Origin of the sequence: Arenicella chitinivorans (assembly GCF_014651515.1) — a bacterium.
In the GTDB taxonomy this organism is placed as follows: domain Bacteria; phylum Pseudomonadota; class Gammaproteobacteria; order Arenicellales; family Arenicellaceae; genus Arenicella; species Arenicella chitinivorans.
Map to the genome: position 1 here is coordinate 131394 of NZ_BMXA01000001.1, position 26932 is coordinate 158325.

Consider the following 26932-nt stretch of genomic DNA (forward strand, 5'->3'; position numbering starts at 1 on the left):
CTCTAACATCGACAAAAAGCTCAAGCTGTATCGTCTAGGGAACGATAACGAGGTGGATAATCGTTTTAATCCTGACCACCTTGCAAAATCTTTGTCTAAAGCATCTCTGGTGACGGTGTTTCAGGGCGCTGGTATAGCATCCTGCTCCCAAGCCTTTACGCGGACAGTGCCATTTTTGTGTCAAGACCTTACCGCCGTAGACAGAGTCGCGATTCATCAGCGACCAAATCAAGAAATCGCGGACTTCGTCAATCAGAAACTGGAATGAGTGTGGTTAGATTCAATTTGTTTCGGGTGTAACTTTGGGGTTAGCTCGTGCTGTTTCGGGCACGCTTGTTAACCTCATGCGTTGGAAGGTTTGACAAAATGGTTCGCGTAATCAATGCTCGAGTACCGTCAAAATGAGCACGCGTTATTTAAACGCCTCATTGCGGTGACCACCTGAGTCAGGAGGAATCACGAAGTGGCAAAAACAACGTTTTCTAGATTTGATTGTGTATGTATGTTTATCTTGGTCGTCTTGGCGACACCGGTCATCGCAAATGATGGGTTGCTGGCTTCGTCGAGTGACAGGCACCGTCTTTTCGTGCTTACGGATATCGGCGGAGATCCAGATGATCAAATGTCATTGGTCCGCCTGCTCACTTACTCAAATCACGTGGATATTGAAGGTTTGGTAGCGACTTCGACCGGCAAGAATAAGGACCAGGTCAACCCCGAAATTATTAAGAAGATTGTTGCCGCATACGGTGAGGTCGAACCCAATTTAAATTTACACGAACCGGGTTTTCCAAAAGCCGAAGTCTTGCTGAACCATGTTAGCCAAGGTTTGCCTGTGCACGACATGGCGGCGGTTGGAGAGGGCATGGACTCGCCGGGCTCAGAGCTTTTGATTGCGCAAGCCGACCGGGAAGACAAACGGCCGCTGTGGGTCAACGTCTGGGGCGGACCCAATGTGCTCGCGCAGGCGCTTTGGAAGGTACGCGAAACGCGCAGCAAGGCTGAGTTGGCGCGGTTCGTTGCTAAACTTCGAGTTTATGCCATCTCTGATCAAGACAATAGTGGCCCTTGGATTCGCAAGCATTTTCCCAACCTTTTTTACATTGTGACGCCCGGCGTCAATGCGGGAGGTGGATTTCATCACGCGACTTGGATTGCCATTGGCGGTGATCGTTTTCATGGTCGCTTTTCAGGCGCGGACTTTTCCTTGGTGTCGAATGAATGGTTAGATAAACATGTGCGACAAAAAGGCCCCTTAGGTGCTGTATACCCGAGATGGAAGTTCATGATGGAGGGCGATACCCCAGCATTCCTAAACCTGTTGCAGCTTGGGCTAACGAATCCCGAATACCCCAACTGGGGCGGTTGGGGCGGTCGATATGAGTTGTACACGCCAAAGATGGAAAAGTGGTTCTTAGAGCCTGAAACGCGCCCAATTTGGACCAATGTGCAAGACGAAGTTCAAGGTGTAGACGGTGAATGGCACACCACTAATCACGCAACGATCTGGCGGTGGCGTGAGGCTTATCAAAATGATTTCGCGGCCAGAATGGATTGGACAATTAAACCCTATACGCAAGCCAACCATCCGCCTGTTGCGGTATTGGATCATCCGAGTCGGCTACGCGCAACCTCCGGTCAGACAATTGACCTAAGTGCCACGGCGTCGCATGACCCAGATAACGATGCTTTGTCGTTTCATTGGTTTGTTTATGAAGAGCCGGGAACTCGCGCGATGTCGAGCTCCGACACGGGTATTAAACATGTTATTAACGGGTTTGATCAGGCCAAAGCAGAGATCAAAATTAAATCTGACCGCGTGATGCCGCCAGGCACCGGCACCATTCACGTTGTTTTGGCGGTAACAGATCACGGAACGCCACGTTTGACTCGGTATCAGCGTTTAATTATCGACGTACTAGAGTGAGTCCCCGGGTTTTATTGCCCGAGCGTAGCCGCAGTCACCATATTACCGGTCTGAAAAGGTAATGATGCGCACAGAGATGGTGTCGCCCCTCGAATTGATCTCGCTGAGTTGTGCAATAGATAGCGGGGTCGCCGAGAAAGCCACCCAGGCCGCGCCAGTGTGACTGACTGGCTGCAATTGGTAGCGCTGCATCAATTTAGATATGGCTTCATGGTCGGCAGTGCGCGCGAAAGTGATCTGGAGAGCCCGTTGCTCCGATATCAGTTCTCCAAGGTCTGGGTAGCTGGCTGGTCTGGACGGCAGCACTCGCTCGGGTTGGTGCTGGCGTGAGTACCAGTCGAGGAACAGCGTGGCGCAAAGTAACAGTGTTGCGGCGACCCCGCCAATCACTGACCACGTGCTGGATTCGCGTGGTGGCAGGAAACGGAGGTCGTCGTCAGACTCAGCTGCCAGTTCATCGATGTGCCGCAATAAATCCTGGAAATTCTCAGAACTGAGGTGCAAGGGCGTTGAGTTATTTCTGGCGTAGTCTTTGAGCGCTGCGCGTAAAAGTTGTTCGTCAGCCACCGATTCACGAAGCGGTCGACTGTCAGTAATTAGGCGTTCAAAGTTAGTGCGATTCTCGTCGCTTTGGTTGCCCGCCACATAGTCGAACACCGCCATTTCATTCAAGACGTTATGCGGTTTGTTGTCGTCGGACATAATGCTTCCCCCAGCCAATGATTGCAGTCTGCTGCGTAAGATCGCGTCACATTTGCGCACCCAAAGCGCGAGCACAGCGTCTCTCCCTAGGTGCTGAAAAACAGGGGAATGGTTCAATTGGCTCGTTTTATTTTAGACTTGCGTAGTGCACATCGTATTAGTTGAAAGCGCCATGATGCAGCTCTTTAAGTGTTTTCGCGCATAGAATAGGCGGGTTTTTACTGTATTCAGCGGGCAATCAAGCATGTCGGCGATTTCTTGTGTGTCATAGCCGTAGAAATAAGCAAGTTCAATAACGGTGCGGTGCGCGTCTGATAGGCTTGTCAGCGCTGCGTGCAGGGTGGCTTCGTTATCCGCCTTCTGTGTGGCTTGCTCGAGTGCATCACGCTGTGCCTGATCACCGACCACTTCGACCTCGCGGTCATCACTCGCCTGGTGGCGGTTTTCTTTACGGTTGTGTGCCATACGAATTCGTACCGCAATACCAAATATCCAGGTGGATACTTTGGATTCCCCACGAAACGTTGACGCTTTGTTCCAAACTGTGAGCATGACGTCGTTGTAAATTTCGCCAATAAGTTTGGTGTGCCAGCCCCCGCGCTGAAGCAGACCGCAGACAGGGGATTGGTAGCGGTTATACAATTCAGCCAGAGCACGCCGATCTCGCTGTAACGCGATGAGGTCGATCAACTGCTTGTCGGGGATGCGGGCGCTGACACCCAAATTTGTGACATGAGATGCTTGTAAGGCGGCAGATGTAGTCATAACGCTCGACCCCCTGCAAAACACCACCGATCAAGCTCGTGCAGTGCTATGTATTGTGGTGTTTCTGGTTTAAGATCGAACATTCGCTTTCTCGTGAATTAAGCTCTCGGTTTTGAAGGTCGAGTCCAGCCTAAGTGGTTCGGAAAACGCCGTATTTAGCAGTCGACCCTGTGAATGACGCCATAGTAGGAATGGGGCGTTACATTGACCGTGGTAATGAGCGTGGTAATTGGTGTTTTTTGCGTGGTATTTGTAGGAGTTGGATGGACAAGCGAATTGTGGTCAATGTATTGGGTGAGTTGACCCTGAGTCATGATGGGCACGAGATAAACCTGCCCGCATCACGAAAAACCCGAGCACTATTAGCCTTTCTCTGTTTAACGGCGCGCCCACATCGTCGTGAACGGCTGTGTGAATTGCTGTGGGAAGTTCCAGACGATCCACGCGGCGCTCTGCGGTGGTCGCTGAGTAAGCTGCGCGGTGTGTTAAAAGGCAGCGTGGAGTCGCCGATCATGGCAGATCGTGAACGCGTGCAGTTGGACATGGCACCGTTCGACCTTGACTTGAACCGTATCCGCGCCGAATTGACTGACGCTGCACGTGTTATCTCAGTAGCGCAATTGCGAGCATTCGCCAGCAGTCTCGAAGCAGAGTTATTAGACGGCTTAGATTTGCCCAATCAGCCGGTGTATCAGGCCTGGTTGGTGGCTGAGCGTGAGGAAGTGCGTCTCTTACGCTTGAATGCGTTGCGTCGACTGGCGATGCATACTGAAATTGAATTGGAAGAAGGTGCAAACTGGGCCCGACGTTGGCTGGCGCTGGAGCCATTTAGTGAAGATGCCGCCAAGGCGTATGTGAATATCTTGCGGCGTCTTGGCAAGCTAGAGCAAGCAGAACGCGTGGTTACTGAGTTTACAGCTCAGTTAAAACAAGCTGGTATTTCAACCACCACGGATTTCGACGATTATTTACAAGCACCGCCGCAGATATACAGCGAGCAACCAACGCGTGCAAAGTTGCGTCGCCAGAAAATTAACTTCTGCCAGACATCGGACGGTGTTCGAATCGCTTATGCCACGGTTGGTAGTGGTTCACCCATCGTTAAAGCTGCAAACTGGCTGAATCACCTTGAGCTTGACTGGGATAGCCCGATTTGGGGCGACTTGTATCATGTGCTGGCTCGGGAGCGCGAGTTCATTCGGTATGACGAGCGCGGGAATGGTTTGTCAGACTGGGATGTGGACGAGATCTGTCAGGAGGTCTTTGTGCGCGATCTTGAGACTGTGGTTGATGAACTGGACTTGGAGCGTTTTCCTTTATTGGGCATTTCACAAGGTTGTGCGGTATCGATTGAATACGCAGTGCGCCACCCAGAGCGAGTTAGCGCACTGATTCTGATCTCGGGTTATGCCAGTGGCTGGCGGATCGGCGCGAGCCCGGAAGAACAAGAACGGCGCGAGGCGGTTATTACCTTGACCAAACACGGTTGGGGCGCAAAAAATGCTGCTTATCGGCATATCTTTTCACAGACGTTTATGCCCGATGCGAAACCGCAAGCCTTGGATTGGTTTGATGAGTTTCAGCGTCAGACCACCTCGCCAGAAAATGCGGTGCGTTTTCAACAAGCCTTTGGTGATATTGATGTGCGTGACCTGTTGTCGCAGGTGAACGTGCCCACCATCGTGTTTCACTCGCGCCATGATCAACGCATTTCGTTAGCGCAGGGGCGTGAATTGGCGATCGGCATTCCGAATGCTCGGTTTGTGCCACTGGAAAGCAATAATCATATTCTGTTGGGACATGAGCCGGCGTGGCAGGTCTGCGTAGACGAAATTGGCCGTTTCCTGGCTGAGCACAATTTGTAGTCTGAGCGAGCGTAGTTTGTGTGGTGCGACAGCGTAAACAATTGCGTCTGATCCCCGCATTGTGATAGCGTCAACGTGGTTGCGTAGGGCTCGGTCACACACGGTGTGAGCCGGAGTTGGTTATGAAAACACTATTAATGCCCAAACGCCATGCGCCACTCGTTCCGATTTTTTTTCGTTAGCCTCTGTTCTGCTTGTCTGGTATTCAGCGTTACCGCATTTGCCGATGCGACTCGCTTAGTGCCGATTATTACCTACCTTTTGCAAGACTCGCGGCTGGTATATCCGCCAGCGCCAGAATCGTGTCCTGACTCCAAAATCGGGGTCTGCTATGACATTGTCTATGTTCGTCAACCGCGCTTCGGTGACTTTCAAAATACCACCTGGCCCGAGGTGTTTCATCCTGGGCGCTTGGACCCAGGCGCTGATTTGGTGTTGCTACGCACAAATGGTACAGAAGAAATCTTGATTGATTGTGAGGTCTGCAGTGTCACAGACCCCTTTGTTTCATTTGACGGTCAATGGGTGTTCTACAGTCTGTTTCATGACCTAACGCAACTAAACTCTCAGCGCTCAGACCTGCCTCGACTTGGCGCAGATATCTATCGAATCAACTTAGCCAGTCGGCAAATCGAACAGCTTACCCATGGCGAATTCACGCCGAATACTGGTAATGGTAACTGGGATGAGCGCAATCCGCTGGACCCCGCATCGTCGTTTAATCGACTCGGTTATGGCATCTTGAATTTGGGGCCAATGCCACTGCCGGGCAATAAACTGGTGTTTACCAGTAATCGCAACGGCTTTGTGCCGACCAAAGGTTTCAGTACGCCAACCATGCAGATGTTTGTGATGGATCTGGATGGTGCTAACGTGCACGCGATTGCGCCCATGACCATCGGCAGCGCGCTGCATCCGACCATTTTGAATGATGGACGAATCATGTTCTCGAGCTATGAGTCGCAAGGGATCCGTGACCGACGTTTATGGGGCGTGTGGACCATTGATCCAGATGGGCGAAACTGGGCGCCATTCGTCAGTGCCATGACCTCGCCGAATGCATACCACTTCTTTACGCAGGTCTCCAGCGGGGAAGTGGTGGTGGAGCAGTATTACAACCTGAACAATAATGGCTTCGGTGCCTTATTTGCGTTGCCGGCGTCGCCACCAAATCCCAATCAACCCGCGTTTGGCAGTCCGTTTCCTAACTTGAACCCGGGCATCTTGCAGACAGTGAACGCTGCACATGGACAAACCACATTTCGAGATTCGTTTACACCGCAGGGCTACTACGCGTTGACACCCATGACGCACCCTGGCGATTCTGCGGCACCCGAAGACCCCAATGGCGGCCCTCGGGTCGGAAAATTCACCCATCCGTCAGCCGCGCCGCACAATGATCTATTAGTCGCTTGGACACCCGGACCAGCGAACGATTTGAATCGACCGACCACGCTGCCGTACTACGATTCAGGCTTGTATGTGATTGACAGTATGCAGCCGGTAAACAGCCCGAGTGAATTGAAGTTAATCAAAAATGACCCGCGTTACAACGAGGCCTGGCCGCGTGCGGTGGTGCCGTGGCGCGATATTCACGGCGTCGATGAGCCCGCGAGTAAGCCTTGGTTGCCCAATGACGGTTCCGTTCACGCCGAGCTGCCGGCAGGCACGGCGTACGGTTTGGTTGGATCGAGCAGCTTGTATAAGCGTGACACGTCGCCAGGCCGTGGTAGCAGTCAGTTTGATGGGCTGGATGCATTTAATACGTCGCAAAATGATCAGAGTAGTAATTGGTTCTGGCAGGGCGCAGATGCGGGCAAGTACACCAATTCGGATATCTGGGCAGTGCGCTTGCTCGCGATGGAGGCGATCACCGACCGGCGTTACGGCCCGAATAATTCACCGTCTAATCTGGCTGGCGATTTTTACAGTCATGCCAATGAGAAGCTGCGAATCCTTGGTGAGATACCGGTGCGAAAATTTGATCAAAGCGGGCAGCCAATTATGGATCCAGAAGGTAACCCCGATACTAGCTTTTTGGTCAAGTTGCCCGCGGATACGCCATTTACGTTTCAGACCATCGACCGGTACGGCATGGTATTGAATATGTCCCAAACTTGGCATCAGGTGCGCCCGGGTGAGCAGCGTAGTAACTGCGGTGGTTGTCATGCGCACTCGCAAATGCCATTGGATTTTGAACAAACCGCCGCTAGCAATTCAACGTATACGGTGCGAGATTTGTCGACCTCTACCCCCATCGTCACGGGCGACAATGCAGGCAATGTTGGTCTGAGTGAGGTGCCGACTGCGACCGTGAATGTCGAGTTCTATCAGGATATTCGCCCGATTCTGCAGAACCACTGTATTGCGTGTCACAACGGCAGTCAGAACGCCGGGCAGCTGGTGCTGGACGACACCAGCAAGGAGTCTGGGACGCATGTGCCAAATGATTATTATCGCCTGGCCAATGATTCGGGTGCGAAGTACGGATATCCACCAGTGATCCCGAACAAAAGTTGGCGACAATCCAATGCCAGTCGCTATATCCGGCGATTTCAGTCGCGCCGCAGTCTCTTAACCTGGAAGTTATTCGGAGCACGTCTGGATGGCTGGTCCAATGCCGATCATCCGACTGAATCGGTGCCGGGTGATGCATCCACCTTGCCAGCGGGAACTTCCGCCAATAATGCGGATCTGGATTTTGTAGCGAGTACGGCGCATCCGGCTGGTGGCATGACGAGCTTGAGCATGGCGCAAAAGATGATGGTGGCACGCTGGATCGACTTAGGTGCCCCGATTGATGTGTCGGCTGCGAATGGACGGCATCTTGGTTGGATGGCTGACGATAACCGGCCGACGCTAACGATTAGCCAGCCGCGGGCAAATGTGAACACTGTACCTGTCACGGCAATTGTGGTGGCAGTGGCCGACGCCTATACCGGGGTTGATTTGGACACCTTTTCGGTAACAGCAGACTTTAGCGTCAATGGGTTTGCTGCTGGGTCAGAACTTAAAAACCTGTTCTCGCATCAGGGTGGTGGAGTGTATCGCTTAACACTGGCATCGGCGTTACCGCAGAACCAACACGAGCGCCACATTTTTGCCGAAGTAAAAGACAATCAGGGTAATGTGACGCGTCAGGCAGTGCGGTTTTTTACCGCACCTTAATGCACGTTCATCAAGCCCCTAGAGATATTGCGTCTTCAGTGAACAACATTAGCGCTGGCTATCTGCGCTAAATCTATTTATCCTTTGCTGCACAACTGTGCGTGTCACAGGTTCGGTCGTTGCTGGTGCTTCGACATTGCCCCCATGCAATGTTGGTGGCATGCCGGTTACCCGAGTCATTGTGGTTCGCGCTCAGTAAGCGGTACGACAGCTCTCGCACCCAGGCTGTTCACCTTCAATCAGCACTTACTCGCAAACAAATACTGTGGCATCGTTTGACTTAAAAAGCCCGAGCGGTAACGGTCTGCGTTACCTGCGCGATTACCATACTTTTGGGCGGCGGAAAGACACCGTCGATACTCAACTGGATTTTGCCTACGTTTCGAAGTTTCATGCCGTGATCGAATGGCGTGAGCCGGACTGGTTGCTCAAGGATGTGTCACGTAATGGCGTTAAGTTGAACGACAAGATCATTCCCGCGCAGCAGTCGGTGGTGTTAAACGTTGGCGACACCATTGACTTTGCCGGTGTCGGCGAGGCCGTACTCACGATTCGAGATACCTCACCGCCCGTGCCAATGTTGATCAATCAAGCTGCGATGCACGAGATCATCGATATACCAGAGAGCAGCCTAGTACCGAACGAGGCCAAGCCCGAGTTGGCGGTCTACCGCTGCCCGGATCGTGAACAATGGTTTGCTGAGTCAGTCTCATCTGGCGACGAGAGCGGTCCGTTTGATCACGGTGATGTAATCGAGTTCGATGGCAAACGCTGGACGTTTTTTCTGATCACCGAAGACGACGCCACTAAGGAATTCAATCCACAGCAAACCACGCTGGCGGACGTGTTGTTTCGTTTCGACGTAAGTCAGGATGAAGAAAGCACGCGACTGAGCGTCATGGAGAACGGCGTTACCCATGATCTCGGTGAGCGGTCGCACCATTACTTGCTGTTACATCTTCTGCGCCACCGGCAGACTGAGTCGCCCGACACGGGTTGGCTAGATACGCAGTTACTGTTCAAACAACTAGGTCTGGAAGAGACCCACATGAATATTCAGATATTTCGTGCTCGGCGTCAGGTTGCATCGGCCTTGCCTGGGGTCACCGGACAGTCACAACTTATTGAGCGTCGGCGCGGCGCATTGCGCACCAATATTGTTCGCTTTGAAATCTACAAAGAGGGCGTGCGAGAGGACCAGTTCCCCGCATGAGTGACGCATTGAGCCATATAACGCGTCTTGGACGTTACCAGGTTTTGCGTGAACTCGGCCGTGGTGGCATGAGTGTGGTGTACCTGGCGCGCGACTCGGAGCTTGAGCGCGACGTTGCCATCAAGTGCGTGGATACGTCAAAGCCTGCCACCGCCAGACTAGTACAACGTCTACGGGCCGAAGCCAAACTGTTGGCGCAGCTAAACAGCCCCCATATCGTGCAATTGTACGACGTGGTAGAGCAAGATTCGATGTTAGGTCTGGTTATTGAGTTCGTTGGCGGTCATACCTTGACTCAACGTTTGCAACAGGCACCATCGCGTGCAGTCGTGTTGCGATGGTTGGCGGAAGTGGCAGACGGATTGGCCAACGCACATCAGCAAGGTATTGCACACTGTGACCTGAAGGGCGACAACGTACTGATTACCCAACACAACGTGGCTAAAATTGCCGACTTTGGGATTGCGCGCGTAAAATTGGATGACTATCTGGCTGAAGACGGTGCAGTGCGGTCTGGGAGCGTGAGTGGCAGTTATTTTTCATTATCGCCGGAGCAGGCCACCGGGCAACCCGTGGATACCCGTTCAGATTTATTTTCGCTGGCGGTGTTGATATATCAAGCCTTGGTGGGGCGTCACCCATTTGGTGAAACTGCGAATAAAGCTGCCTTGTTAGAACGAATCGTGAGCTCACCTTTCACGCTGGCGTCCGATGCTCAGTCAGTGCTTGGATTACGCTTAGGCGAAGTGGTATCCAACCTGTTAAGCAAAGCGCCCGCAGACCGTTTATACACCGCGTCTGAAGTGGCTGAGTTTTTGCGCAATGCGCAGCAGCCAGAAGGGCAGCAAGCTGATGACACCACGCAATTGATTCCATTGCAACCAACGCCTTCCGCCGCACCGCGCTGGAAAGCCTGGCTGAGTCGCGGCGCGCTATTGGCCGCTGGTTTTGTGGTTGGCATGGGCATCATTAAGTATTCCCCGTTATTCAGTGGTGCTAACGATACGGTGCACTTTGTGGCGCTCGACACGATCGAAATCACGACAGACCCAGAGTTTAATGACGAGCTGATGCCGCTGATTCAGAGTACCCTACAGACAACAGCGGAGCAGGCGGTGTTGTCGCTACAAGACACCGGTCTGATTTCAAGCAGGGAATTCGATGCGGTGGAAGGTGATTATCGACAACGAGCGACGGCTACAGGTGCGACGTCAATTCTGAATCTGTTGGCCGACTGTGGCAGAAATAAATGTGACCTGAAATTACGTAAGTATGATGGTCCTCAGATGGCTGTCACCGAACAGCGGAGCTGGCCGGTTGCGGTGCAGAACCTGACCGACATTCGTAACACACTGCGTGCAGAACTATTGGCACTTTATCCTGCAGCCGCGCAAGGCGATTCAGAGATGGCCGTGAGTGAAGATATTTATCGGACCTACCTGGATGTCTTTCTCGACAGTGAAAACGGCAAGCAGGCCAAGCCCGAGCACCTTATTACCCTGGACAAGTTGATCGCACGCCAGCCGTTTTTTATACCGGCTTACGACTTGGCACGACGCGTGTCGCAGCGATTGAATACGGTGACTGGGGATGGCGTACATCTAACTCGTTTGGAACGAATTTTGGCCTATGCCCCGGACGCCCTGAATGAAGACCCTTCCATTCTGGCGGCGAAAATCTACGTAAAATTACAGCAAGAGCGGCACGACGAAGCCGAAGAACTCTTTGCGTTCGCACAGCAGGTGGTAAAAGATAAGTCCGCGTTGATCAACTTGGAAACCGATCTGGCGTACTATGGCAACCAGCCACAACGGTTGCTGGAGTTGGATCGAAAGAACTCTGTGTTACGGCCATCGGCCAAGACATTTTACAATTTGGCAACCTCGGAGTACTCGTTTGGTAATTATACTGCTTCGATGGCGGCAGTAGATCGCGCGCTTGAACTGAACTCGGATTACTCGTTTGCACTTAGCTTGCGGGGAACAGTCGCAATGCGTCAGGGCGATTTGGTCAGCGCCATACGAGATTTCAATCAAGCGCTAAAGTCGAATCAGAGTGGATCCAATTACTCAAATCTTGGCGTCGCGCTTATGCTCAGCAGCGACTATCAGGGTGCGATCGACAACTTCAAACGTGCGCTCGAGATATCCGATCAAAATACCACATACCTCTTGAATATCGCGGATGCGCACAAGTTAAATCAGGAGTTGGATCTGGCAGCACAGTATTATGATGCAGTGATTGACTTGACGTCGCCGCCTGCAACGATCAAGCAATTCAGAGATCGTGCTCAAGCGTTTGCACAGAACGGTAATCACAGCGAGGCGATTAAGACCTTGAATGCGGCGACAAAAAAATTTCCTGATCAGAGTGATTTTGAATATGCCGCCGCGATTGTTTATACGATGTCGGATAACCAAATAGCGGCAGCTGTTGCAGTTGAAGAAGCGTTAGAAACCGGAGTTGGAAAAGTATGGTTTACGTTTCCGTGGTTTAAAAAGCTTTGCGTGAATGAGTCTTTTAGACGGCTCACGCAGCCTGAAACTGAAGGGCTTTGTGCCGATTAATGCGGATCACGATCGACTTCGTCACCTGGATCGATAGTTCCCAGATGAGTTAAAAAGTAGACGTCCTTAAAAATGTCGGTACCTGCCGGTGGCTCTGTATAAGTGAAGGTTAATAGGTTATTAACGGAAGCCCCCGGCGCTTTCGACATTGTTTGCGTTATGTACTGTAAAACCGCACCGTCAGAGTCCGTCGCATTGCCGGTGAAATAGTTACCTGAGTCGCCAAGGGTGATTGCCAATTGCACATTGTCATTGTTAATGCCGCTGGAAAAATGGGCTTCGATGACGTCAATCGACGTGCTGCCGTACATCAGGACGCCCGCGTAGACCACCGGATTCGACGAAATTTCAACGCCTCTGGTGAGCGTGACATTGACGATTCCGCCGCTGCCATCCCATTCATTCAAGACTAGGTAGGTTTTGTCGTTTTTCTCTACGACGCTAACATTAGGGTTAGACATTGATTATCTCCGTTGTTACTAAGTTTTATGGTGTTCATATAAGCTTAATTGCCCGTTCACATCCCCCGTAAAGATTTTTCTACAGTAGCATCAATCCCCAAGATGGTAATACCCTATCAAGGCGTCAATTTTGCGTTCTACCCGTGCCATCAAGACGGATTGAACGAAAGTATTTTCTAGGTGACGCCTAGACAGAGCACACTTCATTCGCATCATAGGCCTTGAAGAGCCGTTTCTAGTGCGGGTCACGCTCCACTTCGCTCTCTGGGTCAACAAGACCGATCGATGTCTCAAAATAAATATCCTCCAATATGCTGGTTCCAACCGGGGGCATAGTGTAGGTAAAAGTGAGCAAGTTATTTTTTTCGCTAGCGCAAGATTTCGATAATGACTGCTCAATATAGGCCAGGTCCTTGCCTGTCGCACTGATGGCTGGTCCGGTGAACCAGATATTTTTTCTTGCTGGGATCTTAAACTGGATTTGCACGTTAACGTTATTATCCGTACTGGAAAAGTGCGCTTCGATGACATCGATGTTCTGGCACTTGTATTTTACCTTTCCTGCATACACCACTGGATCTTTGCTAACCTTTTTTTTTCTGGGCTTTAGTTTTACTTTAACCAGCCCACCTCGAGAATTACTCTCGTTCAAGACAAGGGTTTTTTTTATTGTTACGCAGTTACGCCGTTTGGACATTCATAGCCTCCTTCACCTTATGTTCGACATGATCGTTAAGTAAGTCTGAGCGCGATTCGGTCTGTCGCCTCAGGGACTTCAACTTAGCACTGATTCGACGCTCTGTAACCCTACTTAAGTCCCTACCTGAATGACTGCGTGTTTTCAAGTTCGTTCTACGAAGCGTGTAATAAGGTGTAATACGCCTCAGCACACTCTAGGTGCATCATTACCTCATCGAAAGAGACAGCGTCGCGACAATGAGGCTGGATCAGAAATAATTTACACGGGTGGCGGTGTAAAGGAGTTGGGTGCCATGGATGGCGTTTCTAAACCGCGCATGAACTTGGGGAGTAACAACAATGAAGACGAAATTTAAAACCTGTACTGCAACCAGCCTTTGGTTTGGTCTTGGGCTGGCGATGGCGGTGTTAGTACTCAAGCCTGTGTCGTTTGAACTTTATGCGAGCAAGTGGCCTCTGAGCGGTATTCAGGCACATCTTGATGGTGTCGAAACGATTAGTGTTGCCGCTCCCCGGCGCGCTCTGTCGGTATTCGACTGAGTGGCAAATAACGAACTGTAATAGCGTGTAATACCGATGATCTTAGCATCGATTTACAGTGTAAGTATAAGATCGCACCACCGAGCTGGTGGCGCGAAATCAGGTAAAATTTGAGGTTGGACCATCATGGCTACAAAGATAAAACTGCAACTTTTCGAAAACTTTAAATCGACCTTCGGCGTAGGTGTTTTCCGCAGCGTGCATGCGCGAATCTATGGCAATCTATTGATGAGTGCGTTGTTCTTGTGCATGTTTATGACGGTATAAGTGCCGCCCTCGCTAATTATTGCGGGAATACCTCTAACGTAAGATACAAGGAATGGTGTCTTGCTTTTACTTTATCCGTCTTCGGTGCGGGCGCACTTACCTCGACCTCCAAAAGATAAAAACCAGCTTGTGCAAACTCAACGGTGATTTCACCAGCCTCGTTGGTGGTGAACGCTTGCGTGTTACGTTCATTGCGATGGCGTGTACCACCAAACTCAAGGTGCGCGTCAACGCCTGCTGTCAGCGGCTGTCCGTCCAGTAATAACTGGAATGTCGCCGGTTCGCCGACGAATAGATCGTTTGGGTGCGCGGTGCCGCCAATTTCGATGCCAGATCCGCTCGCATGCTTGGCAAGTGGTGTCGGAGCGTTATTTGTAATAAAGGTTTCAACGCGAGCGCTAATGAGGTGTGCTTCGATATCGGTCGCGCCTGGTGGTAACGCGGAACGTTCACCAATAATCCGATTGGGTGAGCCATCCGCGTTTTTGAAATAAATCATCTGCGTCGGCGTTTGTTCAATGGTTACGCGATAGGTGCCATCTTCTTTCAATGTGACGTCGCCGGTAGACTGTCGAGTAAACGCGGTGAGCTCGATTACTTCTTGAGTTTTGCCGTCAGGGCCCGTGATATAGGGTGTCACATGACTGAATATTTTTAGTAAGAACGGGTTGGCGCTGCCACCGCCATTATTACCCAGTGGTTTATCCGGATGGAAGATGTCGTTGGTGATACTGGCATTCAGTGTTACCGATTGTGGTTCTTCGCCCGACAAGAGAGTGTGACTGGGAAGGACATACCGGCCGTGCGCTAGCACCGGGGTTGCCGATAGCGTCGCGGCGATCAGAGTAAGGATTCGTATGGGGGTTGAGATGCGCATCAATAGCCTCAATTAGTTGAACTAGGTTTGAACTAGGGTTGAATGGAAATAGCGATTTCACCGAACTCATAGTTGCCGGTTAGTTGGTATGCTTGTGGCGTACCGGCACCGAGGTAAACTGTTTGGCGTAGAAAGTCACGACCGCCAGCCTCGCGCGAGGCTTCGAAACACAATACATAGTCGCCAGCAGTAATTCCCTCGGGCACTTGCCACTCGTAGGTGTACGTGCCGGGTTTGCGGGTTGCGCCAGTGACGCCTTGATACGCCGTGGCGTCAGCACGGCCAAGCTTTCGCCACCACTGCCGTAAATCCTTGAGCCATTCATCTTGTTCATACCACACACTAATGACCTCGACACCTTTGCGTTGCGGCGTTTCAAGCCAGACCGCGACGTAGGGACGGTGATACGGGTCGACCTCAAGTTCGGGTACTGTCACCGACAAAGAGATGGATTCGGCACTGGCCATTGCGCTTATTAAACAACCGGCGATAGCGAGCGTTTTGCCACCACCAATACCAAGAGATCGAAAAGCTGACATATAAAACTTACCCTGTGCGTTAATAGTTGGGGACGAAAAGCAGATACCAGATCAGCGGCGTTAGAACGCCAATAATGGTCAGCGCCAGTCCCCAGTTGCGGTATTTTTTGAGTTGAAAAAGAATTAAGATCCCTGCCACCGCTAACAAGGTCATAATGACTGCCGAGAAATCAATGAATGTCGACCACGCGGCTCCGGTATGCCGACCTTTGTGCAGGTCATTCATTAATACCCAGAGGTTGCCGGATTGGTGTTCGATCTCGATTATCTGATCGGGGACGAGAATGGATACGAACGCGTAACCTGCCGGCAACGGAAAGTCTAAGCTGACTTCGCCCAGCTCTAGGTCGTGATCGATTGAGCGAGGATGGCTTAGCCCGTGTTCACGCCGTAAATATTCGGTGACTAAAGCGGTCGGAAACACGGCAGGGTCGCTCAGCGCAGAACTGATTTCGTCGGGTAGCGTATAGGTATCAATGCCTGTTTTAGCGGCGCCTGAAAACCAGTTTGCATGATTGAGCGTAAACCCAGTCACGCTGAAGAACAGTACGATGGCCAAGGCAGTGGTGGACAAGTAAATGTGTAGCCAGCGGGCAATTTTGAACACGCGTTTGGCGACGTCGGATTTGGTCCAGTCCCACGCTTGTCTGGTTGGGCTGGTTGATACAGATTTAGTTGTTGTGTGCATGCAACGAACTGACTCTCAGTTTATTCCGAACGGGGAACGGCCTCTCGTGGAGGCCGTAATAATTTAGGGGTTTGGTGCTAGCTTAGAACGCATAGCTCAACGTTGCCTTAATGTTGCGACCTGGTTCAAAGTCTTGCAGGTACAACTCACCAAAGCGTGGATGCAGACTCAGTCCAGTTCGAGACGACTGAGAGGCGTAATACTCATCGAATACGTTGTCGACACCAACCGTCAACGATACAGACTCGAGCGTGCTCGGTGTCCAGCGCATAGAAACATTGTGCACTGTAAATTTGTCTTTGCTGTTATTGAGCGTTGCGCCGTCTAAGTCCAGACCCGAGGGTACGCTATCGACGGACAGTAAATCCCAATGCAGTGTCAGATTCGGTGAGTCGAAGTGGTAATCGAGATTGACGCTGATCGTGTCACCTTGCTGGCGATCGAGGCGTGCGCCGTCCAGTGTGGCGAATGGGGTAAATGCAGCCAACTCACTTTCGGCTTGCGAGAAGGTAAGCAACGCATTTAAGCCGCCTTGTTCAAAACCAACATACGCTTCATACCCGTCTAACTGCATGGTGCCAATGTTGTCTTTCCAATAGCCTGCCTCGACCGTGCTTGGTGTTGGTGCATAGTCGTAAATGTAGTTATCAATTTCGGTGTCAAAAAAGGTGACCCCAGCGCTAAAATGCTCGCCTTGGTATGCAAGTGATATTTCATTATTACGTCCGGTCTCGGCCTCGATGCCTGGATTCGCGGTGTCGTATAAGCCCGCGCCAGTAAACACTTCACCAACTTCAGGGCCTTTGAATAGTTCCGTCGTACTGAGTTTGACCAACACCGAGTCAGTAATGTTAACTTCCCCTGCTATGCTAAATGTGGTGTCGCTGAATTCGTCGTTCACCACCACGGTCGATACGTCATATTGGTCATATCGAACACCTGGAATCACAGCAAAGCGGTCGCTAATTTGTATTCGATCCTGAATGAAGAGTGCCGTGTTGGTTGCCGTTTCACTCGACTGATCGATACCGCCGACCAGATAAATTGACTCATACTCCGTGTTATAGCGAATACGTTCTGCACCGTAAGTCAGCATGTGTGACCCTAGTTCAGTGCTGGCAAGCAGATTCAAGCCCCGGTTTTCTGCAGTTCCAGTGACCTGGCCAGCATAGGCGGCAAATGCCGAGTTCTGCGCCCAACCGGATTCATCGCGTTGTAGCTGGCTTTCGTTGGTGAACGCTGCAATCGCAATTGAAGTGTGATCACTCAGGGTAAGGTCATAATTCAACGTTAAGGTGTCACGGGTAAACTCCGTGGGCCACAACAGCGGGATTTGCAGAGAGTTGGTAATTGCAAGGTCGGTGGCTAGCCCCATATCTGGTCGATAGCTGTAATCACCTTCGTCTTGGTAGCTTTCAAAACCCAGTTCAACACGCTGCTCACCGGTAATATCCCAGCCTAGCTTGATTAACATGTCACTCAATTCGCCTTCCAAGCCGCGTACGACGCCGTCTGTACCCGGATACACGTCGCCATGGAAGGTCTTAATCTCGCCACCTCCAACTTGGTAATTGTCGCGATCTACCTGGTTGACGTAAGCCAGCACGTCCCAGTTTTCACCCAGTTGTGCAAAACCTGTAAACGCCAGACTGGAACCAGAATTGTCGCCGTAGCTTGCTTGTATGCGTCCACCAATGGTGTCACCTGATTCCAATAGTTGTGCCGCGTTTTTGGTTTTAAAGCGCACTGCACCGCCAAGCCCACCATCGACCACCGAATTGGTGCCGACTTCCACGTCAACCTTCTCAAGGATGTCGGCATGAATCTGTAAATTGCCCATGTGGTGATACATATAGGTGTTTTGATTCGCACCGTCGATGGTAATCCGTAAATCTTTGTCATCCATACTGCGGATAGTAATGCGTTGGTTTAGCGAGTGCGCGCCACCAACGTCAACCCCGGGGATCGTGCGTAGCAGGTCGCTGATATGATCTGCCTGTCTAATTGCGATAGCGTCATCTTGTAAGGTGAGAGAGGATGCGCGAACGGCGGTTCCCCACACCGAGATTTCTTCGATCGGGCGGTCGGTACCATTGTCGTCGGCAAGAGCAACTGTTGACGTTAGGATGCTGGCGATGAAAAGTGCGGTCGGTTTAAGTACTGTGTTCATAAGATGATGAGCGAAGGTAAGTTAGTAGTCTTACCGAGTAGGTTTAATTATTGCGAATACTAATGATTCGCATTTTAATTATCAACCTTTCTATGCTTGATAAAATGTGCAACTTACGGATCGATGCGGTTGGTAAACATTGGAATCGGTCAAATGCATACGTATTCGGTGTACAAATTCCGGTATACGCTTAGAAATACGCTGCTGCGATGAGTCTGAGACGTATAATTCTGGCCTGATATAACAATAATTATTTTGGCGTGTATCGTGCTTAAGATCGCGCTTTATCCATCACACAGGAGACAGTTCATAATGAATCACGCTGAGACCAATCGGTTTTTCACCTTGCGCGTGTCGCTCATTGCCGCTATCGGTGGCTTTTTATTCGGGTTCGATACCGGTGTCATCGGTGGTACACAGTTGTACTTCACTGAGTATTTTTCACTGACGCCGTCGGAGCAAGGCTGGGCCGTTGGCAGTGCCTTGTACGGTTGTTTATTTGGCGCACTCGTAGCGGGCTATTTAACTAAGGCAATCAGTCGAAAATTTACGCTGATTTTATCTGCAGTCTTGTTCTGTGTGTCGGCTTGGGGGTCCGGTGTGGCTGGTTCGTTAACCGAGTTAATCGTATACCGGGTTATTGGTGGGGTTGGAATCGGTTTCGCTTCCATGGCCGCGCCGATGTATATCGCAGAAATATCGCCTGCCAGACTGCGTGGGCGTATGGTGTCGTTGTATCAGTTGGCGATCGTGTTTGGTTTTTTCGCCGTTTTTCTGGCCACGTATTATATCGGTGGTGGTAATGCGCAAGGGCTGTCACAGGAAGCACTGCAAGCAGTACACGCTTCGAACCTGGAGCGAGGCTGGCGCGTGATGTTCTGGTCGGAGTTGTTACCGGCAAGCGTGTTTCTGGTGGCTTTGCTGTTCGTGCCGCACAGCCCGCGCTGGTTGGCAATGAAGTCGCGTTTTGATGACGCAGAACGGGTTTTGAGCCGAGTGTATCCAGATCCAGCGGTCGTCGGACAACATATGACGCAAATCAAGGCCTCGTTCGACGAAGCTGAAGTCACTAATTTGAAAGTGTTACTGGCTGGTGGACTCGGTTTCGCGGTGTTCATTGGTGTGATGTTATCGATTTTTCAACAGGTGACCGGCATCAATGCAATCCTGTATTACGGTGCCGAGATATTTAGTAGCGCACTGGGCTACGGTCCGCAGGATGCGCTCAAGCAGCAGCTCTGGCTTGGTGCAGTTAATTTGTTGTTTACATTTGTGGCGATCTACACGGTTGACCACTGGGGTCGTAAACCGTTGTTTCTCGCTGGCACCGTTGGAATGATGTTGGGCCTAACCGTGTTGGGTGTGACGATTTACACGCAGTCAATGGGCGTGGTTTCACTGGTCGCGATTCTGGTATTTATTGGTTCGTTTGCAATGTCGATGGGCCCAGTGGTCTGGGTGATTTTGTCTGAAATCTTTCCGAATCGTGCACGTAGTCTGGCGATGTCGATTGCCGTTGGCGCGCAGTGGCTCTTTAATGGCGTAGTTGCGACGTCCTTCCCGTTGGTGAATCGCAGTGAGCTCAATGTCACACATTTTAATGGTGCTTTGCCGTATTTCATCTTTGCCTTCTTTTGTATTGTGACCTTTATCTTTGTTTGGAAGTATCTGCCTGAAACCAAAGGCAAGACACTCGAGGAAATGGAAAAACTCTGGTAGCACCCTGGTTAGAGCGTCAGTTTCAGCGGGCTGTTAATGATTGTCATCATTGCAAATGAGAATCGTTTGCATTTAGTGTTGAGTTAAGTTAGATTAGGGGCTTCCCAACAATCTGACTTACTAAACGGTGTGAAGCAAGTACGGCCTTGGCTTGTTTTAGTTCTTGCTTTTCATTGGTGATCGATCCGATATATCTATGCAAACGATTTGCTCAATGCAAAAGTGGAAGACGCACATTCAGCGCGGGAACCAGTATTTCTTCGGCCAAAAGTTTGATCAAGCGATGCAGTGCTATGAGGCGGCCAGACGCCAGGCAGAGTGGTTATTTGACGACTGGAACGAACCGGAAGAGGCGGTTTCGTCGTTTGTCGTTACGCATCACAATATCGCGGATGTGTACCAAAAGCGTGGTGAAGTAGCTGCGGCACGGGAGGTCCTCGAGTCCGTGCACGCATTTATTTTGAAGGCAGTAACCTCAACCCCTATCAGCGATGGCCGTCACCCTGCACTGTATCGCGCCTCAATTATCACTTACTCCACGTTGATGGTGCATAAGCGGTGTCATTTATTGTCCAGTTTGCACTAAACAATTCACGTTGGAGTCACTATTGAGTGCAATTGCGCACACGGACCGTGCGCAATCTTCGGCAACTGGGAGAAAACGTTTAGTTTATGCACTATGCTTGTATCAAAGGGCTAAGTTTAGACGTAATTACCAAGAAGCTTCGGGCAATGATTAGTCATTAGTATGAGCGGGCTCTAGTCCGTTAAGACTATATTGGTTTGTGGCAATTTGTGTTCCAATGCGTCAACAACACATTTTACGTTTGGGTTGGGAGATCATGAATATTGAAGAATTGGATACCAAGCATCTATCTGCTAAAGCACTGGCACTGGTGTCAGAGTTCGCGCTGATACTCTATCGACACAGTGGCGTCATTATTAATGTGGACGCGGATGACGTATTGTTGCGAGTCGCTGCTCAAGCGGACGCAACAAAAACACACCTGCAACTCCACGAAATCTACAAACGATTGCGTTCAGAGATTCGTAAAAACTTTCTAGCGTCGTTGCCACCGAGTAAGCTGGCGGCGATGCATGATTTACTGACTGACAAAAGTGCAGTTGATATCATTACGCATCACCGACGCATTCATTAAATAAGTTATCAAGGGGTACGGTATCTATAGTTTTGATGCCCAGACACCGTAGATACTGAGCGATTGCAGACACGGCATGCGCAGAGTGGACTCAGGCATCGGTCGAGCTGCCTGTTTTAAATCTTTCTCTGAGTCGGGTTGTTGCGATTGTGATCGCGCTCGATTGGCTAGGATTGCCAGTGTCGGTTTTATCTGCATGGGGTTTTCTCCAATACGTTGAATGTGACGTCAACTTTAATATCTCAAGCATGCTTTAGATCAAGTGGCGATCGACGTGTTTTTAACGCGGTATGCACGAAAACCAGCAATGAGTGCCTGATTCAACTTGAATCTAGCGGTGTTTATTAGCACAATCGGCGCCCTTATTTCACCCAATACTGCGATTCCATGTTACGAAAATTTGCATCTATCCTCTGTTCGCTCTTAGTCAGTAGTTCGGCTATAGCGGGCGACTGGTCCGGCCAGGGCGAAGCGGGCTATATGCGCGCCAGCGGCAATACACAAAGTGAAACCATCAATCTGGGCCTCAATTTCCTCTGGGAAGGCACTGCCTGGTCCAATGAGTTCGATCTTGCGGTGTATCAGTCATCGAGCGATGGCCTAGATTCTGCCGACAGCCTGGAGGCCGCGTATACTCTAGAACGGAGTTTGAGCGAGCGTAGTAGCCTATTTATGAGCCTCAGTTACTTGGACGACCAGTTCGACGGTTTTACCGAGCAGTCCAGTATCTCAGCGGGTTACAGCTACAAATTGATCGATCGTGAAAGTACAACCTGGGAAACGGGTATTGGTATCGGTTACCGTGATACAGAAGAAATCATTCCGGCCGCAGACCCTGCGTTAGCGCCGACTCTGATCGATATCAGTGGTTCAACGGCGGTGTTGCGTTCCAAGTTCAATACCGAATTGACGGACAATACCAAGTTCAAATGGAATCTGAAGACCGAAATCGGATCGGACAATACCTATGCGCAGAGTGATGCGGCCTTATTGGTGGCGATGAATTCTCGTTTTTCTCTCAAAGCACAGGTGATCGTAAGGCACAATACTGACCCAGCACCAACGTCGAAAAAGACCGACACGGTGTCATTACTCAGTTTGGTGTACAACTTTGGTGAGCGACCGAAGGCTGAGTAATCGGCGCGATCAGCGTTGCATCTTGCGTGCGGTTTGTTCTGGTGTCCAACCTTGAACCCAGCCGCGATGAATGCGTAGGCGGTTATTTTTGATGATAAAAAATGCCGCCAAGCTGTCGCATCGAAACTCGGTAAATAATGCACTGGATACCTGATTTACGTAACCGTGATAGGTGAGAGTACGCAGCCAACGAATCTTATTGCGCGCATTAATTTGCTGGATTACTCGATTGATGATCTCGCGCCGATTAAGTTGGGCAGAGTCGCGAATTACGAAGCCACCGCGCGCAATCGCGGTGAGAAATAGGCTGCTTTTAGACAGTCTGCGCAAATATTTGACGGCACGTTCCCAGTTCCCTGCTTCAATATGTCGTAGAAATGAACGCATACTGCGTAAGTTCTCGTCTGATAACGCTTTGGCGCTGAGCTCAGCGCGAATACCCGCCCGTTTGCGGGTCATATCCGCATCTTCGCTAAAATAGCTTATCGTTTTTAGTCCCCGCATAGACTTGACTTGGTGTGCTCACTCATTGATTAACCCTTGACCCTGTGCACGGAGTATAAATTAATTTTCCATCGCATACATCGTCGACGTACTGGCGCGTCTATCAAACTTGGTTTGCTGCTTTGTCAGTTTATATATGATATATATATGGATCATATAATTCGCGGTGTTATACATATGGGCATTCTAAAAATCAGCGATCAGTTGCATGATGATATTCGGAGTTCAAGCAAAGCAATGTCACGCTCTATTAACGCGCAAGCCGAGTTTTGGATTCGGCTGGGTAAATTGTGTGAAACCAATCCTAGTTTGAGTTACAACGAGATACTGCAGCGCTATTTGCTCACTGAAGATTTAGCGTCAGCACAGACGGCGTGATGAATAAGGTCAAGATAAAGTCGGCGTCGCAAATTGACGCTATGCGTCGTTCTGGTCAGATGTTGGCAGACGTGTTCAAGGCCATGGAGCCGATCGTCAAGCCAGGTGTGTCGACCATGGAGGTCAATGATTTCGTCACTGGATATATTTGTTCTGAGCTCAACGCACGACCAGCCAGTATCGGTCAGTATGGTTATCGGTATGCTTTGAATGCCTCGATCAATGACGTGATCTGCCACGGGATACCGAGTCAGAATGAGGTGCTTGGTCAAGCGGACATCGTCAATTTTGACATCACACTGGAGTACGGTGGTTATATCGCGGATTCGAGTCAGACTTATATCATGCCCGAGGCGTCGAACGCGGCACGTTCATTGGTTCAGAACGCGTATCAGGCTATGGTGTGCGGCATTCGAACAGTGCGCCCTGGCAGCTGTCTGGGCGATGTCGGTTTTGCGATCCAGAAACACGCAGAACAAGCTGGGTATAGCGTGGTGCGAGAATACTGTGGGCACGGTATTGGGCGCGATATGCATGAAGCACCAGAAGTCTTGCACTATGGTCGCCCGGGGACCGGATTGGCATTAAAACCAGGTATGACCTTCACGATTGAACCGATGGTCAATCAAGGCAGTGCGCGGGCTCGAACTATGTCCGATGGTTGGACGGTACGTACGGTGGACGGGGGGCTTTCTGCCCAATGGGAGCATACGATTCTTGTTACTCAGAGTGGTTTTGAAGTGTTGACGTTGCGCGAAGGCGAAGTGATTTAGTAAAGCTGACGGCCTATCACCGGTCGTCCATAATAGTCGGAGAGTGGCGCCGTCGTTACTGCAAATTATTTTATAAATTTGCATAAATATCATGTGTTTGTTGTATATTGTCCAGTATCGGACCTGGTTGGGAGGCCCGTAGTAACTCACTTTTCCTACGTGACAACCACAACCAGGAGCAGGCTCAATGTTTGACAAATTGCTAGACCGACTGGCGCCCGAGAAAATCAAAGGCGCTGCGCCCACGACGGCGGACAAATCCCAGGAAAACTTTGCCCCGAATACCCGAATTGCCTATAAATCGACGCTGGTCCCAACCTTAGAGCAGGAACACAAAGAATTGATGGCAGTGTACTGGAAAGCGTTGGCGGCAGCGCAAAATCATAAAACCGAACTCACTCGAAAATTACTCCTAAAGTTCAAAGAGCAGTTCGTCGATCACCTGCTTAAAGAGAATACGTCGTTGTATATTTATCTGCGTAAGACTGCAAAGAAACCAAGCGCGAAACAAGCAGTGACTTCGGTCAAGTCAGAAATGGATAAAATTGCTCGGTCGATTATGCGTTTTTTGGAGGAGGCGACCAAAGCTGACGCGGTGTATGACGTGGTGTTTGTTGATCGGTTGACGCAGATGGGGGAAGCACTCACACAGCGAATCGAGAAAGAAGAAGCGTATGTGTATCCGAACTATCGTCCCAGTTGAGTGACGAGCAAATAAAAAAACACCATGCCTGAGCATGGTGTTTAGTGATGTTGTACTGCGTTGCGTGTGATGGTGTTTCGGCGTGATGGCTGTCCGTGATCAAGAGACAGCCACCTCACTTTAGCCCACATCATTAGATTGCTGAGCCGGCACTAGCGGCGATAGCGAAGTTGTCGTCGTCCCGTGAAAGAACCCGGTCTGAGATTGTATCTACCATCAATTCCACAGATTCCTGTAAGGCAGCTTTGGTGTGATTCAAGCTGTAGACTTCATAATTAGCAGGGTCGCCCTGAGACACAACAGTGATTGTATCGATCTTGCGGGCCGGTGATGGTGCAACCGACGCGTCACTTGCCTGAACTAGGCTGCTCAACAACAAACTTGTCGCCAAACTTACGGTTAACACAATGCGTTTCATAATTATCTTTCTCCAATTAAGTTAAGTTGATGTTTAAGATCACCGTTGTGGTGTATCTGTAAACTTAGATGCAACTCTGTTCAGATTGGATTCAAATAATTTTAAAATCGTATTTTTTAGTTGTCGTCGCTCAAATAAGCTTGTTTAAAATGCCGTCTGCACAGTGAGATATAGCGATCATTTCCACCGATTTCGACCTGTGACCCTTGCCGGATCGCCTCGCCCTTTTCATTGACGCGCACCACCATATTAGCTTTGCTGCCGCAGTGGCAGATGGTTTTAAGTTCGACTAATACATCGGCCCACGCGAGCAGCCATTTACTGCCTTCGAACAATTGTCCTTGAAAGTCAGTGCGGATGCCGTAGCAGAGCACCGGAATACTCAGTCGATCGCACACATCGCTCAGCTGCCAGACTTGATCCTTACGCAGGAATTGTGATTCATCCACGAGAAGACAGTGTATAGCCTTGGCCCTGTGTTTGCGTTCTACATGTTCGAATAGGTCGACATCCGGGCTGAATAAGTCCGCCGGTTGCGACAAGCCGATCCGTGAGCTGACTTTGCCTTTACCGAAACGATCATCCAATGCCGCTGTGAGCAGCAAGGTATTCATGCCCCGCTCTTGATAGTTAAAACTCGATTGCAAGAGCGTGGTGGATTTACCTGCGTTCATAGTCGAGTAATAGAAATACAGTTTGGCCATGCGCGATCAACTAGTTGAAGGAGTGGTTGGTGATGGCGCTCAAAAATGTGTCGAGTACGCGTGGGGCGTCCACACCGATTGCGGCTGAAGTAAGTGGTCGATCCGTCCAGGCAGGCAGTACATAGGGCTCTTGTTGGGTATCGACCGACAATTGGCCGGCGGCGATACCGTCATTGATGACGCGTGTTGGGCCGGCAATCAACTGAAATGCGTCAGGAAGAACCGTGTACACCAGGGCGCTGGCATCGTGCATGGCACAAGAACGGTCAGTCGAGCCGAGGCGCGCCAAGCGGCTGGCATAGAAGTCGATATAGAAACGACTGGTGTCCCATAAGAATTTTCCGGCGCGCCCGGCTGCGTCGCGTATCATCGCAAGGTCTTGATCCCGCAACACAGTTTGCAACGTAACATCTAATCCGATGATGGTGGCTGGCCAATCGTGTGCGAACACCGCATCCGCGGCATGTGGATCGTTGAAAAAGTTAGCTTCGGCCAACGGGGTCACATTGCCCGGGTGCGCCACGCTACCGCCCATGACCACCAGTGATTTGACCTTCGCTGGCAACGACGGGTCGAGACTCACAGCGTGAGCAATATTGGTGAGTGGTCCAATGGCGACCAAGGTAATCTCGCCCGGGTTCTCGCTTGCCATTCGAACTATAAATTCGGCAGCACTTTCTGACACCGGAGCGGAACTGGGTTGTGTAATGTGGATGTTGCCTAGGCCATCTGTACCATGAACGAAGTCGGGCGCTGGGTAGCGTGTTTGATGTAGCGGGTCAGATGCACCTTGGGCTACCGGGACCTGTGGTTGACCGAAGACATCCAAGATATGCAATGCATTACGCGTAGTGATTTCTATTTCTGCGTTGCCGAATACAGTGGTTAGACCGAGTAATTCGATGTCAGGGTGTGCGATCGCAAACGCGATAGCTTGTGCATCATCGATGCCGGGATCGGTGTCCAAGATGATTTTGGGCATGAGTCG

General features: G+C 50.6%; 27 protein-coding genes. 14 read left to right on the forward strand and 13 right to left on the reverse strand.

Annotated elements, in window-relative coordinates; all coding sequences use genetic code 11:
* Positions 1-502 precede the first annotated feature (502 nt).
* Entirely contained in the window at positions 503-1927 is a 1425-nt protein-coding gene (locus tag IE055_RS00640; RefSeq protein WP_189398077.1) for a nucleoside hydrolase-like domain-containing protein, read from the forward strand.
* Between the two features lie 42 nt (positions 1928-1969).
* Here the strand turns inward: IE055_RS00640 and IE055_RS00645 are convergent, their stop codons facing one another.
* On the reverse strand, positions 1970-2629 hold the full coding sequence (locus IE055_RS00645; protein WP_189398078.1) for a hypothetical protein: 660 nt from the start codon (positions 2627-2629) through the stop codon (positions 1970-1972).
* 132 nt (positions 2630-2761) lie between these two features.
* Complete coding sequence (locus IE055_RS00650) at positions 2762-3394, reverse strand: RNA polymerase sigma factor (RefSeq protein ID WP_189398079.1); 633 nt, start codon at positions 3392-3394, stop codon at positions 2762-2764.
* 263 nt (positions 3395-3657) lie between these two features.
* Here IE055_RS00650 and IE055_RS00655 point away from each other — a divergent pair, with 263 nt between their 5' ends.
* The 4 genes from IE055_RS00655 (at position 3658) to IE055_RS00670 (ending at position 12207) form a co-directional block, all read left to right on the forward strand.
* Positions 3658-5259 carry a bifunctional AfsR/SARP family transcriptional regulator/alpha/beta hydrolase gene (locus IE055_RS00655; protein WP_189398895.1) on the forward strand — a complete coding sequence of 534 codons (1602 nt, stop codon included), beginning with the start codon at positions 3658-3660 and terminating at the stop codon, positions 5257-5259.
* Positions 5260-5409: 150 nt separating this feature from the next.
* Positions 5410-8427, forward strand: a complete 3018-nt coding sequence (locus IE055_RS00660) for an HzsA-related protein (RefSeq protein ID WP_189398080.1) — start codon at positions 5410-5412, stop codon at positions 8425-8427.
* Positions 8428-8692: 265 nt separating this feature from the next.
* On the forward strand, positions 8693-9640 hold the full coding sequence (locus IE055_RS00665) for an FHA domain-containing protein (protein WP_189398081.1): 948 nt from the start codon (positions 8693-8695) through the stop codon (positions 9638-9640).
* Positions 9637-12207, forward strand: coding sequence for a serine/threonine-protein kinase (locus IE055_RS00670; protein ID WP_189398082.1), 2571 nt, complete (start codon positions 9637-9639; stop codon positions 12205-12207). The genes IE055_RS00665 and IE055_RS00670 overlap by 4 nt, the downstream gene beginning before the upstream one ends.
* Here IE055_RS00670 and IE055_RS00675 read toward each other — a convergent pair.
* Together IE055_RS00675 and IE055_RS00680 are read right to left on the reverse strand one after the other, a co-directional pair.
* On the reverse strand, positions 12204-12668 hold the full coding sequence (locus tag IE055_RS00675) for a hypothetical protein (protein ID WP_189398083.1): 465 nt from the start codon (positions 12666-12668) through the stop codon (positions 12204-12206). The genes IE055_RS00670 and IE055_RS00675 overlap by 4 nt on opposite strands.
* 235 nt (positions 12669-12903) lie before the next feature.
* Complete coding sequence (locus IE055_RS00680; RefSeq protein ID WP_189398084.1) at positions 12904-13365, reverse strand: hypothetical protein; 462 nt, start codon at positions 13363-13365, stop codon at positions 12904-12906.
* Positions 13366-13706: 341 nt separating this feature from the next.
* Here IE055_RS00680 and IE055_RS00685 point away from each other — a divergent pair, with 341 nt between their 5' ends.
* Together IE055_RS00685 and IE055_RS00690 are read left to right on the forward strand one after the other, a co-directional pair.
* Positions 13707-13907, forward strand: a complete 201-nt coding sequence (locus IE055_RS00685) for a hypothetical protein (RefSeq protein WP_189398085.1) — start codon at positions 13707-13709, stop codon at positions 13905-13907.
* Positions 13908-14033: 126 nt separating this feature from the next.
* Complete coding sequence (locus tag IE055_RS00690) at positions 14034-14174, forward strand: hypothetical protein (protein ID WP_189398086.1); 141 nt, start codon at positions 14034-14036, stop codon at positions 14172-14174.
* A gap of 16 nt (positions 14175-14190) precedes the next feature.
* Here IE055_RS00690 and IE055_RS00695 read toward each other — a convergent pair whose 3' ends face one another.
* From IE055_RS00695 to IE055_RS00710, 4 genes are all read right to left on the reverse strand, one after another.
* The gene (locus IE055_RS00695; protein WP_189398087.1) at positions 14191-15051 is read right to left on the reverse strand and encodes a DUF4198 domain-containing protein; all 861 of its coding nucleotides are present in this window, start codon (positions 15049-15051) and stop codon (positions 14191-14193) included.
* A gap of 32 nt (positions 15052-15083) precedes the next feature.
* Positions 15084-15590, reverse strand: a complete 507-nt coding sequence (locus IE055_RS00700; RefSeq protein WP_189398088.1) for a DUF2271 domain-containing protein — start codon at positions 15588-15590, stop codon at positions 15084-15086.
* A 19-nt stretch (positions 15591-15609) separates the two neighbouring features.
* Positions 15610-16278, reverse strand: coding sequence for a PepSY-associated TM helix domain-containing protein (locus IE055_RS00705; RefSeq protein WP_189398089.1), 669 nt, complete (start codon positions 16276-16278; stop codon positions 15610-15612).
* Positions 16279-16360: 82 nt separating this feature from the next.
* The gene (locus IE055_RS00710; protein ID WP_189398090.1) at positions 16361-18448 is read right to left on the reverse strand and encodes a TonB-dependent receptor; all 2088 of its coding nucleotides are present in this window, start codon (positions 18446-18448) and stop codon (positions 16361-16363) included.
* A gap of 312 nt (positions 18449-18760) precedes the next feature.
* Between IE055_RS00710 and IE055_RS00715 the strand changes: the two genes are divergently transcribed.
* From IE055_RS00715 to IE055_RS00725, 3 genes are all read left to right on the forward strand, one after another.
* A complete protein-coding gene (locus tag IE055_RS00715) occupies positions 18761-20167 on the forward strand; it encodes a sugar porter family MFS transporter (RefSeq protein WP_189398091.1) in 1407 nt (468 codons plus the stop codon).
* 214 nt (positions 20168-20381) lie between these two features.
* Positions 20382-20753 carry a DUF2753 family protein gene (locus tag IE055_RS00720; RefSeq protein WP_189398092.1) on the forward strand — a complete coding sequence of 124 codons (372 nt, stop codon included), beginning with the start codon at positions 20382-20384 and terminating at the stop codon, positions 20751-20753.
* 217 nt (positions 20754-20970) lie between these two features.
* Positions 20971-21327 carry a hypothetical protein gene (locus IE055_RS00725; RefSeq protein ID WP_189398093.1) on the forward strand — a complete coding sequence of 119 codons (357 nt, stop codon included), beginning with the start codon at positions 20971-20973 and terminating at the stop codon, positions 21325-21327.
* 24 nt (positions 21328-21351) lie between these two features.
* Here IE055_RS00725 and IE055_RS00730 read toward each other — a convergent pair whose 3' ends face one another.
* Positions 21352-21525, reverse strand: a complete 174-nt coding sequence (locus IE055_RS00730; RefSeq protein ID WP_189398094.1) for a hypothetical protein — start codon at positions 21523-21525, stop codon at positions 21352-21354.
* A 189-nt stretch (positions 21526-21714) separates the two neighbouring features.
* On the opposite strand from IE055_RS00730, the gene IE055_RS00735 reads away from it, so the two are divergent.
* Complete coding sequence (locus tag IE055_RS00735; RefSeq protein ID WP_189398095.1) at positions 21715-22464, forward strand: DUF481 domain-containing protein; 750 nt, start codon at positions 21715-21717, stop codon at positions 22462-22464.
* Between the two features lie 9 nt (positions 22465-22473).
* On the opposite strand, the gene IE055_RS00740 is transcribed toward IE055_RS00735, so the two are convergent.
* Complete coding sequence (locus tag IE055_RS00740; RefSeq protein WP_189398096.1) at positions 22474-22968, reverse strand: hypothetical protein; 495 nt, start codon at positions 22966-22968, stop codon at positions 22474-22476.
* Positions 22969-23145: 177 nt separating this feature from the next.
* Here IE055_RS00740 and IE055_RS00745 point away from each other — a divergent pair, with 177 nt between their 5' ends.
* From IE055_RS00745 to IE055_RS00755, 3 genes are all read left to right on the forward strand, one after another.
* Positions 23146-23346, forward strand: a complete 201-nt coding sequence (locus IE055_RS00745) for a ParD-like family protein (protein ID WP_189398896.1) — start codon at positions 23146-23148, stop codon at positions 23344-23346.
* A complete protein-coding gene (gene map / locus IE055_RS00750) occupies positions 23346-24119 on the forward strand; it encodes a type I methionyl aminopeptidase (protein ID WP_189398097.1) in 774 nt (257 codons plus the stop codon). The genes IE055_RS00745 and map overlap by 1 nt, the downstream gene beginning before the upstream one ends.
* 187 nt (positions 24120-24306) lie before the next feature.
* Positions 24307-24822, forward strand: a complete 516-nt coding sequence (locus tag IE055_RS00755) for a hemerythrin domain-containing protein (protein ID WP_189398098.1) — start codon at positions 24307-24309, stop codon at positions 24820-24822.
* Positions 24823-24955: 133 nt separating this feature from the next.
* On the opposite strand, the gene IE055_RS00760 is transcribed toward IE055_RS00755, so the two are convergent.
* The 3 genes from IE055_RS00760 to IE055_RS00770 all read right to left on the reverse strand — a co-directional run bounded on the left by IE055_RS00760 (position 24956) and on the right by IE055_RS00770 (position 26926).
* Entirely contained in the window at positions 24956-25240 is a 285-nt protein-coding gene (locus IE055_RS00760; protein ID WP_189398099.1) for a hypothetical protein, read from the reverse strand.
* Positions 25241-25356: 116 nt separating this feature from the next.
* Complete coding sequence (locus IE055_RS00765; RefSeq protein WP_189398100.1) at positions 25357-25944, reverse strand: thymidine kinase; 588 nt, start codon at positions 25942-25944, stop codon at positions 25357-25359.
* Between the two features lie 10 nt (positions 25945-25954).
* Positions 25955-26926 (reverse strand): nucleoside hydrolase, encoded by a 972-nt coding sequence (locus IE055_RS00770; protein WP_189398101.1) that lies wholly within the window; start codon positions 26924-26926, stop codon positions 25955-25957.
* Positions 26927-26932 lie beyond the last annotated feature (6 nt).